Source organism: Microbacterium sp. MAH-37 (genome assembly GCF_009758255.1).
Classification (GTDB): Bacteria; Actinomycetota; Actinomycetes; order Actinomycetales; family Microbacteriaceae; genus Microbacterium.
Genome location: NZ_WSEN01000003.1, coordinates 176,997 through 192,184 on the forward strand (window position 1 = coordinate 176,997; position 15,188 = coordinate 192,184).

General features: G+C 69.5%; 13 protein-coding genes. 10 read left to right on the forward strand and 3 right to left on the reverse strand.

All coding sequences use genetic code 11. The annotated features are described in order from the left end of the window. Positions 1-100: 100 nt before the first annotated feature. The 9 genes from GON06_RS03230 (at position 101) to GON06_RS03270 (ending at position 11,255) form a co-directional block, all read left to right on the forward strand. Complete coding sequence (locus tag GON06_RS03230; protein WP_157310840.1) at positions 101-1,045, forward strand: quinone oxidoreductase family protein; 945 nt, start codon at positions 101-103, stop codon at positions 1,043-1,045. A gap of 80 nt (positions 1,046-1,125) precedes the next feature. Beyond that, positions 1,126-2,445, forward strand: coding sequence for an O-acetylhomoserine aminocarboxypropyltransferase/cysteine synthase family protein (locus GON06_RS03235; protein WP_157310841.1), 1,320 nt, complete (start codon positions 1,126-1,128; stop codon positions 2,443-2,445). A 62-nt stretch (positions 2,446-2,507) separates the two neighbouring features. After that, entirely contained in the window at positions 2,508-3,497 is a 990-nt protein-coding gene (locus tag GON06_RS03240; RefSeq protein WP_157310842.1) for a Gfo/Idh/MocA family protein, read from the forward strand. Continuing rightward, positions 3,497-4,495, forward strand: a complete 999-nt coding sequence (locus GON06_RS03245; protein ID WP_157310843.1) for an NYN domain-containing protein — start codon at positions 3,497-3,499, stop codon at positions 4,493-4,495. The genes GON06_RS03240 and GON06_RS03245 overlap by 1 nt, the downstream gene beginning before the upstream one ends. 108 nt (positions 4,496-4,603) lie before the next feature. After that, positions 4,604-6,415, forward strand: a complete 1,812-nt coding sequence (locus GON06_RS03250) for a glycoside hydrolase family 3 protein (protein ID WP_157310844.1) — start codon at positions 4,604-4,606, stop codon at positions 6,413-6,415. Between the two features lie 25 nt (positions 6,416-6,440). Further along, positions 6,441-7,736, forward strand: a complete 1,296-nt coding sequence (locus GON06_RS03255) for an exo-beta-N-acetylmuramidase NamZ family protein (protein WP_157310845.1) — start codon at positions 6,441-6,443, stop codon at positions 7,734-7,736. Beyond that, positions 7,733-9,484, forward strand: a complete 1,752-nt coding sequence (locus tag GON06_RS03260) for a serine hydrolase domain-containing protein (RefSeq protein WP_157310846.1) — start codon at positions 7,733-7,735, stop codon at positions 9,482-9,484. Before GON06_RS03255 ends, GON06_RS03260 begins: the two co-directional genes overlap by 4 nt. Positions 9,485-9,669: 185 nt before the next feature. After that, entirely contained in the window at positions 9,670-10,287 is a 618-nt protein-coding gene (locus GON06_RS03265; RefSeq protein ID WP_157310847.1) for a DUF4166 domain-containing protein, read from the forward strand. After that, a complete protein-coding gene (locus tag GON06_RS03270; protein WP_157310848.1) occupies positions 10,284-11,255 on the forward strand; it encodes an epimerase in 972 nt (323 codons plus the stop codon). The genes GON06_RS03265 and GON06_RS03270 overlap by 4 nt, the downstream gene beginning before the upstream one ends. A gap of 6 nt (positions 11,256-11,261) precedes the next feature. On the opposite strand, the gene GON06_RS03275 is transcribed toward GON06_RS03270, so the two are convergent. From GON06_RS03275 to GON06_RS03285, 3 genes are read right to left on the reverse strand one after another with little or no spacing between them, the layout of a single operon-like run. After that, entirely contained in the window at positions 11,262-11,636 is a 375-nt protein-coding gene (locus GON06_RS03275; RefSeq protein WP_157310849.1) for a PLD nuclease N-terminal domain-containing protein, read from the reverse strand. Positions 11,637-11,645: 9 nt separating this feature from the next. Further along, positions 11,646-12,497: a sulfurtransferase gene (locus GON06_RS03280; protein ID WP_157310850.1), complete on the reverse strand. Its 852-nt coding sequence runs from the start codon at positions 12,495-12,497 to the stop codon at positions 11,646-11,648. Next, a complete protein-coding gene (locus GON06_RS03285; RefSeq protein ID WP_157310851.1) occupies positions 12,494-13,423 on the reverse strand; it encodes an aldo/keto reductase in 930 nt (309 codons plus the stop codon). The genes GON06_RS03280 and GON06_RS03285 overlap by 4 nt, the downstream gene beginning before the upstream one ends. Before the next feature lie 62 nt (positions 13,424-13,485). Between GON06_RS03285 and pgi the strand changes: the two genes are divergently transcribed. Next, positions 13,486-15,165, forward strand: coding sequence for a glucose-6-phosphate isomerase (gene pgi, locus GON06_RS03290; protein WP_157310852.1), 1,680 nt, complete (start codon positions 13,486-13,488; stop codon positions 15,163-15,165). The last annotated feature ends 23 nt before the right edge of the window (positions 15,166-15,188 follow it).

The window sequence follows — 15,188 nt, forward strand, 5'->3', positions numbered from 1 at the left end:
GAGAAACGTCCCGCGGTCTGACGAACACCGGGTCACGCCGTTTCTCATGCGGTGTGTCGTTTCTCGGCAAGAGCATCCCCGCCCGCGTTAGCCTGACAACATGGCTCGCGCGATCGTGTTCTCGGAAATCGGCTCACCGGACGTCCTCACGCTGGTGGAGGTGCCGGATCCCGTTCCCGGCCAGGGCGAGGTCGTCGTGCGCATCGAGGCGGCAGGGGTGAACCCGATCGACACCAAGCAGCGCGGGGGCGTGCGTCCGCTGCCCCCGCTGACCGAGCCGCGGCACGTCGGCTTCGACGGCGCCGGCACGATCGCCCAGGTCGGACCGGGCGTGAGCGGCTTCGCAGTCGGCGACCGCGTGGCGACCCGCGACACCCTCGGCACCTACGCCACGCTCCTCACCGTCCCGGTCGCCCATCTGGCGCACCTGCTCGACGGGGTCACCGCCGCGGAGGGTGCTGCACTGGCGATCCCGGTCGGCACGGCATACCAGGCGCTGCGATCGCTCCGTGTCGCGAAGGGCGAGACGCTGCTCGTGCACGCGGGCTCGGGCGCCGTCGGTCAGGCCGCGATCCAGTACGCCGTGCTGTGGGGTGCGACCGTGATCGCCACGGCCAGCCCGGCCCGGCATGACCGGCTGCGCGAGCTCGGCGCGATCCCGATCGCCTACGGCGACGGGCTCGAGGACCGGGTGCGCGAGGCCGCTCCGCAGGGCGTCGACGTCGCGCTGGACTGCGCGGGCACGGACGAGGCGATCCAGGTCTCGCTCGCCCTCGTCGAAGACCGCGATCGCATCGCGACGATCGTGCGCGGGCCGGATGCCGCCTCCTTCGGGATCCAGGCGTACTCGGGCGGCAGCCCCGACCCGCTGACCGAGGAACAGCTGTCCTGGCGGGCCGAGGCGCTGCCCCTGACGATCAACCTCATCGTCGCCGGCGAGTTCTCGGTCGAGCTCGGACCCGAGCTGCCGCTCGCCGACGCCGCTCGCGCGCACGAACTCGTCGAGTCGCACGCCGTTCAGGGCAAGATCGTCCTCATCCCCTGAGCAACGTCACCCATTCCCCGGGCTGCAACAGTTCGACACACGACGGGCGTCCGAGCAGCGCGCACAAGAGGATAGGGGGCATGACGAACTCCCCCGACGCTGCGCTCCCCCCTGCCTTCGCAACCGCGCAGGTGCAGCATGGCTTCGCAACAGGGATCCCGAGCAGGTCGGCGGTGCCGCCGATCCACCAGACGGCGGCGTACGAGTTCGCGAACCTGCAGGAGGCGGCCGACCTGTTCGCGCTGCGCAAGTCCGGCATCATCTACAGCCGCAACTCCAGCCCCACCCAGCTCATCCTCGAGGAGCGCGTCGCCGCCCTCGAGGGCGGCGTCAGCGCCGTCGCCGTGGCGTCCGGCCAGGCGGCGGTCGCCATCACGCTGCTGGCGCTCGCCGGCCGCGGCGGCCACATCGTCGCCGCGAACCAGCTCTACGGCGGCTCGGTCGACCTGCTGCAGGACACGCTCGACGACTTCGGGATCACCACGACCTTCGTCGACCAGGACGACGCGGATGCCTGGCGCGCCGCCGTCACCCCGCAGACCCGGGTGTTCTTCGCCGAGTCCGTCGCCAACCCGATCGCCCAGGTCCTCGACATCCGGCTGGTCGCCGACATCGCGCATGAGGCCGGCGTCCCGCTCGTGATCGACAACACCGTCGGCACGCCCTACCTGATCCGTCCGGGCGAGCACGGCGCGGACTTCTCGGTGCACTCGGCGACGAAGTTCCTCGCCGGCCACGGCACCTCGCTCGGCGGCGTGGTCGTCGACCTCGGCAGCTTCGACTTCGGCGCGGAGCCCGAGAAGTGGCCGCAGTTCACGCAGCCCCAGCACCGGTTCGGCGATGTCGTGCCGTGGGAGGCGTTCGGCAGGGACCGCGCGTTCACCGTGCTGGCGAAGTCGAAGTACGTCAGCGACCTCGGCCCGGCGCTGTCGCCGTTCAACGCCTGGCAGATCCTGCAGGGCATCGAGACCCTCGACCTGCGCGTGTCGCGCCAGAGCTCCTCCGCGCTGAGGATCGCCGAGCACCTCGCCGCCCACCCGAAGGTCGCTGCTGTGCACCACCCCGGCCTCGCCGGGAACCCATGGCACGACCTCGCCGATCGCTACCTGACGCGCGGCGTGCCCTCGGTGTTCTCCTTCGATGTCGCTCCTGGCGGTGACGAGGACGAGATCGCACGGGTCGCCCGCCTCATCGACGGACTCCGGACGTTCCGTCTGGTCGCGAACATCGGCGACGCCCGCAGCATCGTCGCGCACCCGGCATCGATGACGCACAACCACCTGAACGCCGAGCAGCGCGACGCCGCCGGCATCTCTCTGGGCACCATCCGCGTCTCGGTCGGCCTGGAGGATCCCGCCGACCTCATCGCGGACCTCGAGCGCGCGCTCGCGCTCCTCTGACTCGGAGTCCGGGGGTGTCGGGCTCCCGGACTCCGAACCTCCCCGCCCGCTACGCTGATTCCATGACCGGACTGCGCTGGGGAATCCTCGCCACCGGCGGCATCGCGACCGCCTTCACCTCCGACCTCCGCACCGCGGGCCTCGACGTCAGGGCGGTGGGGTCCCGCTCGCAGGAATCGGCGGACGCCTTCGCCGCAACCTTCGGCATCCCCCACGCCCACGCCTCGTACGAGGCGCTCGTGGCGGACCCGGACGTCGACATCGTCTACGTCTCCACCCCGCATCCGATGCACCACGCCAACGCGCGCCTCGCCCTCGAGAACGGCAAGCACGTGCTCGTCGAGAAGGCGTTCACCGTGAACCGCGCCGAGGCCGAGGATCTGCAGGCCCTCGCCGCTGAGAAGGGCCTGCTCGCCATGGAGGCGATGTGGACCCGGTATCTGCCGCACATGGTGCGCATCCGCGAGATCCTCGCCGCCGGAACGCTGGGCGAGATCCGTGCGGTGATGGCCGACCACACCCAGAGCCTTCCCACGGATCCCGCACACCGCCTCAATGCCCTCGAGCTCGGCGGCGGCGCGCTGCTCGACCTGGGCATCTACCCGATCTCGTTCATCTGGGACGTGCTGGGCGCGCCCACCAGCATCCAGGCATCCGGTCGTCTGCTCGACACCGGCGCGGATGCCGAGGTGGCTACCGTGATGACACACGCGGGCGGCGCGGTCTCGACGAGCCTGTCGTCGTCGCGGGCCGCAGGTCCCAACACGGCGGCGATCGTAGGCACGGATGCCCGGATCGACATCGACCGGGTGTTCTACTCCGCCACCTCGTTCCGCGTGATCGCCCCCGACGGCACCGTGCTCGAGGAGTACCGCACCGAGATCGACGGACGCGGCATGCAGTTCGAGGCCCTCGCCGCCGAGCGGCTCGTCGCCGAGGAGAAGTTCGCCGGCGATATCCTGCCGATCGCAGAGACGGTCGAGATCATGGGTGCGCTGGATGAGATCCGCCGCCAGATCGGGGTGCGCTACCCCGGGGAGGAGAACGCCTGATGGCTGACGAGACGGATGCCCGCGTCGCGGTCTACCTGGACTTCGACAACATCGTCATCTCCTGGTACGACCGGGTGCACGGCCGCAACGCCTACTCGAAGGACCGGCAGCGCATCGCCGATGACCCGCACGACGCCGAGGTCGCCGAGCGGCTGAGCCGCGCGGTCATCGACGTCGGGGCGATCATCGACTACGCGTCATCGTTCGGCACACTGGTGCTCACCCGCGCCTATGCCGACTGGTCGTCCCCGGTGAACGCCGAGTACCGCAGTCAGCTGGTCGCCCGCGCGGTCGACCTGGTGCAGCTGTTCCCGGCGGCGGCGTACGCGAAGAACGGCGCCGACATCCGGCTCGCGGTCGACGCGGTCGAGGATATGTTCCGGCTGCCCGACCTCACGCACGTGGTGATCGTCGCCGGCGACAGCGACTACGTGCCGCTCGCCCAGCGCTGCAAGCGCCTCGGCCGGTATGTGATCGGCGTCGGTGTCGCCGGTTCCACGGCGAAGTCCCTCGCGGCGGCCTGCGACCAGTTCGAGTCCTACGACTCGCTGCCCGGCGTCGATCGGCTGATCATCGAGAAGCGCGCGGCGAAGCAGCGCAGCACCCCGAAAGCGGATGCTGCGCAGACCGCCGCGCCCGAAACATCCGATACAAAAGATCCGGAACCGGAACCCGCACAGAAGCCCGCAGCCAAGCGCAGGAACACGAAGAAGGCACCCGCAGTGCCGGCCGACGACGACATCGATCTCACCTCCGAGGAGCAGATCGAGGCATCAGCCCTGCTCATCAGAGCGCTGCGTCTGGGACACGACAAGGCCGACGCAGACGAGTGGCTGCACAGTTCGGCGATCAAGACCCAGATGCGCCGTATGGACCCGTCATTCAGCGAGAAAGCGCTCGGTTACCGTTCCTTCTCGGACTTCCTGAAATCCCGCGACGACATCGCCGAACTGTCCGAGACCGGGCACGAACGACAGGTGCGGCTGAAGGGCGACTGACCGCCCGCGGAAAGTTAGCCCCCTGTTCAAAACGGGTCGGAGGGGGCTAGGCTGGCGACGCCCTGGGGTGGGCGGAGCTGGGGACGAAACTCGATGAGGAGTGACGTCATGCGAAACATATCCTTCCGGCGATCGGTGGCGATCGCCGCGGCGGTCGCGCTCGCGATCGGGCTCGGCCCCGTGGCCGCGTCATCGGCGGAGACTCCACCGCCGACAGGCGGGCAGTCCGCCGCGCACGCCAAGGACCGGGCGCTGGAGTACGCCCGCAGCACCATGGCGTCGATGACGCTCGAGGAGAAGATCGGGCAGCTCTTCATCCTCTTCGCGTACGGCCCGACCGCGACGAGTGCGGACGCGCGCAACACCGCTCTGTACGGCCAGCCCGACGCAGCCGGCATCATCTCCGAGTACGAGCCGGGCGGATTCATCCTGTTCTCCGCCCGCGACAACGTCACCGACCCGGTGCAGGTCGCGACGCTCTCGAACGGTCTGCAGGACGCCGCGGCGGATGCCGGTGCCGGCATCCCGCTGCTGGTCAGCACTGATCAGGAACAGGGCCTCGTCACCCGCATCGGCTCCCCCGCCACACTGTTCCCCGGCAACATGGCGCTCGGCGCCGGAGGCAGCACGAAGGACACCCGCAGGGCCGCCGCCATCACCGGCGAGGAGCTGCTGGCGATGGGCATCCAGCAGAACAACGCCCCCGACGCCGACGTCAACGTCAACCCGGACAACCCCGTGATCGGCGTTCGCAGCTTCTCATCCGACCCTGCACTCGTGTCCCGCCTGACCGCCGCCGCCGTGTCCGGTTACCAGGACGATGCGGGGATCATCGCGACGGCCAAGCACTTCCCCGGCCACGGCGACACCGCGACGGATTCCCACACCGGCCTGCCGCTGATCACACACACGCTCGAGCAGTGGCAGCAGATCGACGCGCCGCCTTTCCAGGCCGCGATCGCCGCCGGCGTCGACTCGATCATGACCGCGCACATCGTGGTGCCGGCTCTCGACGACAGCGGCGACCCCGCCACGCTGTCGAAGAAGATCGTCACCGGTCAGCTGCGCGAGGCACTCGGCTTCGACGGCGTGATCGTCACCGACGGCCTCGAGATGGCCGCGGTCCGGCAGAAGTACGGCGACGGAGAGGTCGCCGTGCGCGCCCTCGAGGCCGGCGTCGACCAGCTGCTGCTCCCCGCGGCTCCGCAGGAGGCGTATCAGGCGGTCGAGGACGCCCTGGAGTCCGGACGTCTCACCGAGGAGCGCATCGACGAGTCCGTGCAGCGCATCCTCGTCATGAAGTACGACCAGGGCGTGACGACGCACCCGAAGGTCGACGTGAACAAGGTGCTCGACAAGGTCGGCAAGCAGTCCAGCCTGCGCGCGGCCGAGAAGATCACCGACCGCACGACCACGCTGGTGCGCAACGAGAACGGCGCCCTGCCCTTGTCGGTCGCCGGCAAGAAGGTGCTCGTCACCGGCTACGGCGTGGTCACGGGCCAGACGCTGGCCGATCAGCTCGCCGCGCGCGGCGCGGAGACGACGGCCCTGTCGACGGGTACCGCGCCCTCTCAGGCGTCGATCGCTCAGGCCGTCGCCGCCGCTCAGGCCAGTGACGTCACCGTCGTGCTCACCAACGGCGTGACGGCCACGAGCAGCCAGAAGACGCTGGTCGCGGCGCTGGACGCCACCGACACCCATCTGATCGTGGTGGGCGTGCGCAACCCGTACGACATCAACCAGCTCGGCGACGTGGACGACTACATCGCGACGTACTCCTACGCGGCGCCAGCGCTCGCATCCCTGGCGAAGGTCATCACCGGCGAGATCAGCCCGACCGGCAAGCTGCCCGTCGACATCTTCTCGGCCGACGACCCGACCCAGGTCCTGTACCCGTTCGGCTACGGACTCACCTGGTGACCACGGAACGATGAGGAGAGAAGACATGAACATCAGCAGGAGAGGACTGTTCGGCGCCGCAGGCGTGGCCGCGGCGACCGCCGCGAGCGCCGCGGCCGCAGGATCGGCGACGGCGGCGACCGCAGCGGCCACAGCGAAGGGCGGTCGGCGCATCCGCACCGGCGCCGACATCGCGGCGTCCGACAAGTGGCGCGTCTTCGCCGGACGCAAGGTCGGCGTGATCACCAACCCGACCGGAGTGCTGGAGGACTTCACCAGCATCGTCGACGACATGGTCGCCCAGGGCGTCGACCTGAAGGCCGTGTTCGGACCCGAGCACGGCTTCCGCGGCACTGCCCAGGCCGGCGAGGCCGAGGAGACCTCCGTCGATCCGCGCACCGGCGTCACGGTGTACGACGCGTACGGGGCGACGGCCACGAAGCTGGCCGGTTTCTTCACCACCGCCGGCATCGACACCGTCGTCTTCGACATCCGCGATGTGGGCGCGCGCTTCTACACCTACATCTGGACGATGTGGACGGCGATGCAGGCGGCATCGAAGGTCGGCGGAGTGCGCTTCGTCGTCCTGGACCGTCCGAACCCGCTCGGCGGGCGGGCCCGCGGTCCGGTGCTGCAGCAGGGCTACACTTCGGGTGTCGGGCTGCTGGAGATCTCGCAGCAGCACGGCATGACGGTCGGCGAGCTGGCGCTGTTCTTCAACGCGACCTTCATGGAGCGCGCCGGGGTCGCGAAGCTGGACGACCTGCAGGTCGTGCAGGCCGCCGGCTGGCGGCGCGAGATGGTCGGCCCGGATCAGGCCGACCGGTGGATCCCGCCGTCGCCGAACATGCCGACTCCGCAGACCGCGACGCTGTACCCGGGCACCGGGATGGTCGAGGCGACGAACTGGTCGGAGGGGCGCGGCACCACCCGCCCCTTCGAGCTGATCGGCGCCCCCTATATCGACTACCGCTGGGCCCAGGCGCTGAACGCGAAGAAGCTCGCCGGTGTGGAGTTCCGCGAGGCGTACTTCACCCCGACGTTCTCGAAGAACGCGAACCTCGTGTGCGCCGGCGTGCAGGTGCACATCCTGGATGCCGAGAAGGTCGATGCGATCACGGTCGCCACGCACATGCTCGTCGAGGCGCGGCGGCTCTACCCCGAGTTCGACTGGCGCGGCGACGGCGGCAGGTGGATCGGCCTGCTCACCGGCTCGGGCCGCTTCCAGGAGCAGCTCGAGGCCGGGGCATCCGCCGACGAGATCGTCGCGGCCTGGCAGCCGGAGCTGCAGAAGTTCCGCGACGACACCGAGCCGTTCCTGCTGTACGGGGGTCCGCGATGAAGCGCCGCGCGGGTCGCGCCGCGCTCGCGGCGCTCGCCACCGCGGGGTTGCTGGCGACAGGTTCGCTGACGCCGGCCTTCGCGGATGCCGTGGGTCAGGGCCGCACGGGCCAGTTCGATCAGCCGTTCGAGGGGTTCATGAAGAGCAGCACGACTCTGCGCAGCAGCACGCCGGAGGCACTCGGTCTCGACCCGGCCCCGATCGATGCGGCGTGGCAGGCGATCGACGGCTTCGCCACGCCGGCAGATCCGGCCGTCAAACCGATGTACGCCTCGGCGGTCGGCGTGATGGGCCACCAGGGGCGCATCGTCAGCGAGCACGCCACCGGCTACTCGCTGCTGTACAAGGACGGCACGACCAAGCTGCCCGAGGACCAGCGCATCGCGGCGACGCAGGACACCATCTACGACATGGCGTCGGTGAGCAAGCTGTTCACCTCGATCGTGATCATGCAGCTGGTCGAGAAGGGACTCGTCGACCTCGACGCGACCTACGGCAGCTACATCCCGGAGTTCGCGAACGGCGGCAAGGAGACCATCACGATCCGGCAGATGCTCACGCACACGTCGGGCCTGGTGAGCTGGCTGCCGCTGTGGAGCAACTACCCCGACAAGGCATCGCGCATCAAGGCGGTGATGGACGTGCCGGTGAAGAACCCGCCGGGCACGGTGTACGAGTACTCCGACCTGAACCTCATCGCGCTCGGCGTGCTCGCCGAGCGGCTCACCGGTGAGTCGCTCGACACCCTGGTCGCGGAGGGCATCACCGATCCGCTGAAGATGGTCGACACCGGGTACAACCCGGATGAGAGCCTGAAACCGCGCATCGCCGCCACCGAGTACCAGGTCTCCCCCGCCCGCGGGATGGTCTGGGGCTCGGTGCACGACGAGAACGCCTGGAGTCTGGGCGGCGTGGCCGGCCATGCCGGCGTGTTCTCCACCGCGCACGACATGGCGATCCTCGCGCAGACGATGCTGAACGGTGGCGTCTACGACGGGCAGCGCATCCTGTCGGAGCAGTCCGTACAGGCGATGATCACCGACGAGAACACGGAGTTCCCCGGCGACTCGCACGGGCTGGGCTTCGAGCTCAACCAGCTCTGGTACATGGGCGGGCTGGCGGCCGGGTCGACGGCGGGGCACACCGGGTACACCGGCACCTCGCTGGTGATCGACTTCACCTCGCGCTCCTTCGCGGTGCTGCTGACGAACCGCGTGCATCCGAGCCGCAACTGGGGCTCGAACAACCCGTCGCGCAGGGCGATCGCGCAGGGCCTCGCCGAGGCCATGGCCGTCTCGCCGCAGAAGGGCAGGACGGAGTGGTTCGGGGGTACGCAGGATGCCGCGGAGCACACGCTCTCGGTGGCGGTGCCCGCCGGTCAGGACCTGTCGCTGTCGTTCGACGTCTTCACCGATCTCGAGTCGACCGACGTGTTCGCGCTGGAGGCATCGTCGGACGGCGGTGAGACCTGGTCTCTCGTGCCGTACACGGTGCGCTTCGCCGATCGCGCCGTCGAGACCGATGGCACCTTCGACAACCAGGGCCATCGTGACTGGGGCAAGGCGGACGCGGCGCTGCCCGACGGCACCGACACCGTGCGCTGGCGGTACACGACGGACGCCAACACGCAGGGTCGGGGCGCGTTCGTCGACGGCGTGATGCTGCGCGACGGGCATCGCGTCGTGCTGAACGGCGAGGCTGACCGGGATGCGTTCACCGCGGACGGCTTCACGGAGGTCACCCGCTGAGAGCCGGACTGTGCCCCGCGTCATCGTCGGATGCCGCGGGGCACGGTGCTGTACACGCGAACTGCACTCCGGAGGAGTCAGAGGTTGTCGGGTCCGAAGCCTCGGATGCCGCAATTTCTGCCCCATCGAGAACAGGTCGGAGATGCTGTTTTGAACACGTTCAATTCTGGCGGTAGGGTAACGTCATGGAGTTCTCCGCATCCCCGTATGCACGCGCATTGGGATCTCAGCTGCACCAGCTGCATCCCTCGCTGCAGTCGTACTTCTCCGGGGTCGCACCCGGTCGGGTGGGCATCGGCGAGGGCAACTTCGAACGGATCGGCACACGGCGCCGATGGCTCGTGCCATTCCTGCGCCCACTGCAGCGCCTGGGCGTCCTTGTCGCGGGCTGGCACACCGGCATCCCGTTGCGGGTCGAGAACCGCGTCGTCGCCGGACGTGCCGTCGCGAAGCGCACCCTGCGGCTGCCGGGCGGCGATTGGACGATGCACGACTCCGTTGGCCTGACCCCGAACGGGCGGCTCGTCGACAGCCTCGGCGCACCGGCGACAGTGAGCGCAGCCTTCGACACACGCGTCGCCGACGGCGCGGTGCTGCTGCGGAGCAGAGCCGTCGGCCTGCGGCTGGGCAGGCTGAGGGTGTGGATCCCCGGCGTCCTCTCCCCCGTCGTGCGACTGCGCGAGGCGCGCGACTCCGCGACCGAGGCGCAGCGGGTGGACGTCACGATCGACCTCCCGCTGATCGGCCGTGTCTACGAGTACGGCGGGACGTTCACATATCGCATCGAGGAGGACGAACGATGACCGGTGGCAGAGTCGTGATCGGAGGATCCTCCGGTTTCATGGGCCAGCATCTCGTGGCGCATCACCGTGCCGCCGGCCGCGAGGTCGTCACGGTCTCCCGCACCGGCTCAGATCTGAACTGGGCTGACCAGGCCGGCATCGACGAGGCGGTCGACGGCGCCGCCCTGGTGATCGGCCTCGCCGGCAAGAGCGTGAACTGCCGCTACACACCTGAGAACCGGGCGGAGATCTTCTCCTCGCGACTCGACACGACAGCCGCGCTCAGTGCGGCGATCGCCCGCGCCGCCGTCCCGCCGTCGCTGTGGGTGAATTCGTCCACCGCGACGATCTATCGTCACTCCGAGGACCGGCCCATGACGGAGTCGACCGGAGAGCTCGGCACGGGATTCTCCGTGGAGGTGGCCAAGGCGTGGGAGGGCGCGCTCTTCGCCGATCCGCTGCCGGCGACCCGTCGCGTCGCGCTGCGCAGCGCGATCGTCCTCGGAGACGGCGGCGTGCTCGGCCCCCTGCGCCGTCTCGCCACCATCGGCCTCGGCGGCGCACAGCACGACGGCCGGTGGCCGGTGGGCCGCAGACGCCGCGAGGCGGGCGCCGGGCACTTCCCCGGCGCGCGAATGGGGCGGCAACGCTTCAGCTGGGTGCACGTCGACGACGTCGTCGGCATCATCGACTTCCTCGAGGCGCACCCCGAGCTGGAGGGACCGGTCAACGCGGCGTCGCCGAACCCTGTCGACAACGCCGAGTTCATGGCCACCGTGCGCCGGGTGCTCGGCGTGCGGTTCGGCCCGCCGATGCCCCGATGGATGCTGGAGCTCGGCGCGATCGGCATCCGCACCGAGACCGAACTGATCCTCAAGAGCAGGTGGGTGCTGCCGGAGAAGCTCACCGAGGCCGGCTACGTGTTCCGGTACCCGACCCTCGAAGGCGCGGTGCGGGAGGCCTACGACCGCGAGATCGTCGCCGGCTGACCCCGTTCAGGCCTCTTCGCCCGACTGATCCTTCTTGCGCCTGGCGATCTCGTCCCGCAGCCGCCACTCCTCGATCTCGCGGTCGAGGTCGGCGATCTGCTGCTCGGTGCTACGAGTGTCCACCGGATGCACAGGTGCCGCGGGCGCCGACGCCTCGCGCGGCGACGGCTTCGCGGGCCGCTCCCGCCCCAGCCGGATGCCGCCCTCGGGAAACTCCCGCCCCACCGCGAACCACAGGATGCCGCCGATCAGAGGCAGGAACACCACCAGCAGGATCCACACGAGTTTGGGCATGTGCTTCACCTGCGTGTCGTCGCGGGTGATGATGTCGATCAGCGCCACGACCGTCAGAGCGACGATGAGGAGCGAGAACAGCGGCATGCCCTCAGTCTAGGCCGCGCCGTCGGGCTGCGGACCTGTGGCGACGGGGAGCTCCGGCCTGTTGGACCAGGCACTCCACGACCCCGGGTAGACCGTCACGTTGCGGTCTATCAGCGCTCCGGCGAGGGCGAACTGCGCCGCAGTGATGCCTGATCCGCAATATGCCGCCACCGGCATATCCGCCGTCGCACCGACCTGGTCGAAGGCCTCGGCGATGTCGGCGACGGGCCGGAACCGACCGTCCTCGGTGAGCAGCTGCGCGATCGGAAGGTTCACCGCGCCCGGGACGTGCCCGGCGACGGGATCGAGCGGCTCAGTCTCACCGCGATAGCGCTCAGCGGCGCGCACGTCGACGAGCACGCCGGTCTCAGGCCAGGCCGCGGCACCGGCGGTGTCGATCGTGCCGGCTGCGCCCGGGGCGTCCGCCTCTGTGTCGCTGGCCTCGACCGGGTCCTCCTCAGTCTGCGCCTCTCCGCCGGCGGCGAGCCAGGCCCGCCAGCCGCCGTCGAGCACGCGAACCTCGGCGAAGCCGGCACGCCGCAGCGCCCACCACAGGCGCGACGATGCCAGCATCCCCGCGTCATCGTAGACGACGACCGGAATGCCGGGGCGCACGCCCCAGCGCCGCACGGCGGCGGCGAAGGCGTCGTCTGCGGGCAGCGGATGCCGCCCCTCGCGTGGATCGGCATGACGGGAGAGCTCGCCCTCGACATCCACGAACACGGCACCCGGGATGTGCCCGGCGAGATACTGCTCGCGACCGTCGTCGCGGCCGAGCTTCCACCGGGCGTCGAGGACGCGCACCTCGGCGCCGCCTTCTCGCAGTGCGCGGAGCTCTTCCGCGCTGATGATCGGGGTCATGGCACGATGTGTCCCGCAGTGCGGAACAGCTCGTACCACTCCGGCCTGGACAGTTCGATGTCGGCGCCGGCCGCGGCATCCGCGACCCGCTGCGGGGTGGTCGTGCCGAGCACGACCTGCATCTTCGCCGGGTGCCGCGTGATCCATGCGGTGGCGATGCCGAGCGGTGTGACGTCGTACTTCGCGGCCAGCCGGTTCAGCACGGCATTCAGCTCGGGGTAGTCGGGGTTGTCCAGGAAGACGCCGTTGAAGAATCCGGCCTGGAACGGCGACCATGCCTGGATCGTGATGCCGTTGATGCGGCAGTACTCCACGATGCCGCCGCCGTCGAGGACGACGCTCTGGTCGGCGCCGTGCATGTTCGCGGAAAGCCCCTGGGCGATGATCGGCGAGTGCGTGATCGACAGCTGCAACTGGTTGGCGATCAACGGCTGGGTGACCGCGGTGCGCAGCAGGTCGATCTGCCGCGGCGTGTGGTTCGAGACGCCGAAGGCACGCACCTTGCCCGATGCGCTGAGCTCGTCGAATGCGCGGGCGACCTCCTCCGGCTCGACGAGGGCGTCCGGCCGGTGCAGCAGCAGGACGTCGATGTAGTCGGTGCGCAGCGCCTTCAGCGACCCCTCGACCTGCGCGATGAGGTGCTCGTACGAGAAGTCGAACATCTGGTGCTCCGGCACGATGCCGGCCTTGGTCTGGATCACGATCTCGCTGCGCTCTGCGGCGCTGAGGTTCAGTGCCGATGCGAAGCGGTCCTCGCACACGTGCATCGCGCCGCCGTAGATGTCGGCGTGGTCGAAGAAGTCCACCCCTGCCTGGCGAGCGGTGTCGTAGAGCTCGCGCACCTCGGCATCGGTCTTGTCGGGGATGCGCATCATCCCGGCGATGATCGCGGGAGCGGTCTCGGATCCGAACGGCACAGTCTTCATGACTGCAACGCTACTCCGCAACGTTGCCGCCGAGGGTCACGAGCCGCGCTAGCGTGAGGGGCATGAACGCTCCGATCGACCCGACGCGCACCTCCGCCTGGGCGGACCTCACCTCTCTGCAGAAGGACCTCTCGCCCGACCTGCGCGGCTGGTTCGACGCCGACCCGCAGCGCGTCGAGAAGCTCACCCTCGATCTGGCCGACCTGCACGTCGACCTGTCGAAGAACCTGGTGACCGATGAGATTCGCGCGGCGCTCGTGCGGCTCGCCGAGCAGACCGGGGTCGCGGAGCGCTACGCGCAGATGCTCGAGGGCGCCCACATCAACACCACCGAGGATCGCGCAGTGCTGCACACCGCGCTGCGCCGCCCTGCCGACGCCGATCAGACGCTGGTCGTCGACGGGCAGGACGTCGACGCCGACGTGCACGAGGTGCTCGAGGCACTGTCCGCGTTCGCAGACCGGGTGCGCTCCGGCGACTGGCTCGGCGTCACGGGCAAGAAGGTCACGCACGTCGTGAACATCGGCATCGGCGGGTCCGACCTCGGCCCGGTGATGGTCTACGAGGCGCTCAAGCCGTATGCGGATGCCGGAATCCAGGCGAGGTTCGTCTCGAACATCGACCCCACCGACCTCGCGCAGAAGACCGCGGACCTCGACCCGGAGACGACGCTGTTCATCGTCGCCTCGAAGACCTTCACCACGCTCGAGACCCTCACCAACGCGCGCCTCGCGCGTGACTGGCTGTGGGCCGGGCTCGTGGCATCCGGTGCCATCGGAGGCGACGACGCGAGCCGGCAGGACGCCGTCGCGCACCACTTCGTCGCCGTGTCCACCGCACTCGACAAGGTCGCCGCGTTCGGCATCGATCCCGCCAACGCCTTCGGGTTCTGGGACTGGGTCGGCGGGCGCTACTCGGTCGACTCGGCGATCGGCCTGTCACTCGCGATCACACTGGGACCGGAAGCGTTCCGTGAGCTGCTCGCCGGTTTCCACGCCGTCGACGAGCATGTGCGGACGACACCGCTGGACCGCAACGTGCCGGTGCTGATGGGGCTGCTGAACGTCTGGTACGTGAACTTCCTCGGTGCGCAGTCGCACGCGGTGCTTCCTTACGCGCAGCAGCTGAGCCGCTTCCCCGCCTACCTGCAGCAGCTCACCATGGAGTCCAATGGCAAGTCGGTGCGCTGGGACGGCTCGCCGGTCACGACCGGCACCGGTGAGGTGTTCTGGGGCGAGCCGGGCACGAACGGACAGCACGCGTTCTACCAGCTGATCCACCAGGGAACGCAGATCATCCCCGCAGACTTCATCGCCTTCGTGAATCCGGCCTACCCGCTCAAGGACGACGGACGCGATGTGCACGGCCTGTTCCTGGCGAACTTCCTCGCGCAGACCAAGGCGCTCGCGTTCGGCAAGACCGCGGAGGAGGTCGAGGCCGAGGGCACGACCGGCGCACTGGTGGCGGCCCGCACCTTCAGCGGCAACCGTCCGACGACGTCGATCTTCGCGCCTGCGCTGACGCCGGCCGTGCTTGGCCAGCTGATCGCGCTCTACGAGCACATCACCTTCACACAGGGCACGATCTGGGGCATCAACTCGTTCGATCAGTGGGGTGTCGAGCTGGGCAAGCAGCTCGCCCTGCAGATCGCTCCCGCGATCGAGGGCGACGCCGAGGCCGTCGCCGCGCAGGATGCTTCCACCCAGGCGCTCCTGGACTACTACCGCGCGCACCGGGCCTGACCCCGCACCGTCGCCGCGGGCGC

Excerpts from the sequence above, each read along its gene's own strand:
- GON06_RS03260 (WP_157310846.1), top strand. The coding sequence starts at position 7,733 with ATGAAGCGCCGCGCGGGTCGCGCCGCGCTCGCGGCGCTCGCCACCGCG.
- GON06_RS03230 (WP_157310840.1), top strand. The coding sequence starts at position 101 with ATGGCTCGCGCGATCGTGTTCTCGGAAATCGGCTCACCGGACGTCCTC.
- GON06_RS03270 (WP_157310848.1), top strand. The coding sequence starts at position 10,284 with ATGACCGGTGGCAGAGTCGTGATCGGAGGATCCTCCGGTTTCATGGGC.
- GON06_RS03275 (WP_157310849.1), bottom strand. The coding sequence starts at position 11,636 with ATGCCGCTGTTCTCGCTCCTCATCGTCGCTCTGACGGTCGTGGCGCTG.
- GON06_RS03250 (WP_157310844.1), top strand. The coding sequence starts at position 4,604 with ATGCGAAACATATCCTTCCGGCGATCGGTGGCGATCGCCGCGGCGGTC.
- GON06_RS03240 (WP_157310842.1), top strand. The coding sequence starts at position 2,508 with ATGACCGGACTGCGCTGGGGAATCCTCGCCACCGGCGGCATCGCGACC.
- GON06_RS03235 (WP_157310841.1), top strand. The coding sequence starts at position 1,126 with ATGACGAACTCCCCCGACGCTGCGCTCCCCCCTGCCTTCGCAACCGCG.
- GON06_RS03265 (WP_157310847.1), top strand. The coding sequence starts at position 9,670 with ATGGAGTTCTCCGCATCCCCGTATGCACGCGCATTGGGATCTCAGCTG.
- GON06_RS03245 (WP_157310843.1), top strand. The coding sequence starts at position 3,497 with ATGGCTGACGAGACGGATGCCCGCGTCGCGGTCTACCTGGACTTCGAC.
- GON06_RS03285 (WP_157310851.1), bottom strand. The coding sequence starts at position 13,423 with ATGAAGACTGTGCCGTTCGGATCCGAGACCGCTCCCGCGATCATCGCC.
- GON06_RS03280 (WP_157310850.1), bottom strand. The coding sequence starts at position 12,497 with ATGACCCCGATCATCAGCGCGGAAGAGCTCCGCGCACTGCGAGAAGGC.
- GON06_RS03255 (WP_157310845.1), top strand. The coding sequence starts at position 6,441 with ATGAACATCAGCAGGAGAGGACTGTTCGGCGCCGCAGGCGTGGCCGCG.
- pgi (WP_157310852.1), top strand. The coding sequence starts at position 13,486 with ATGAACGCTCCGATCGACCCGACGCGCACCTCCGCCTGGGCGGACCTC.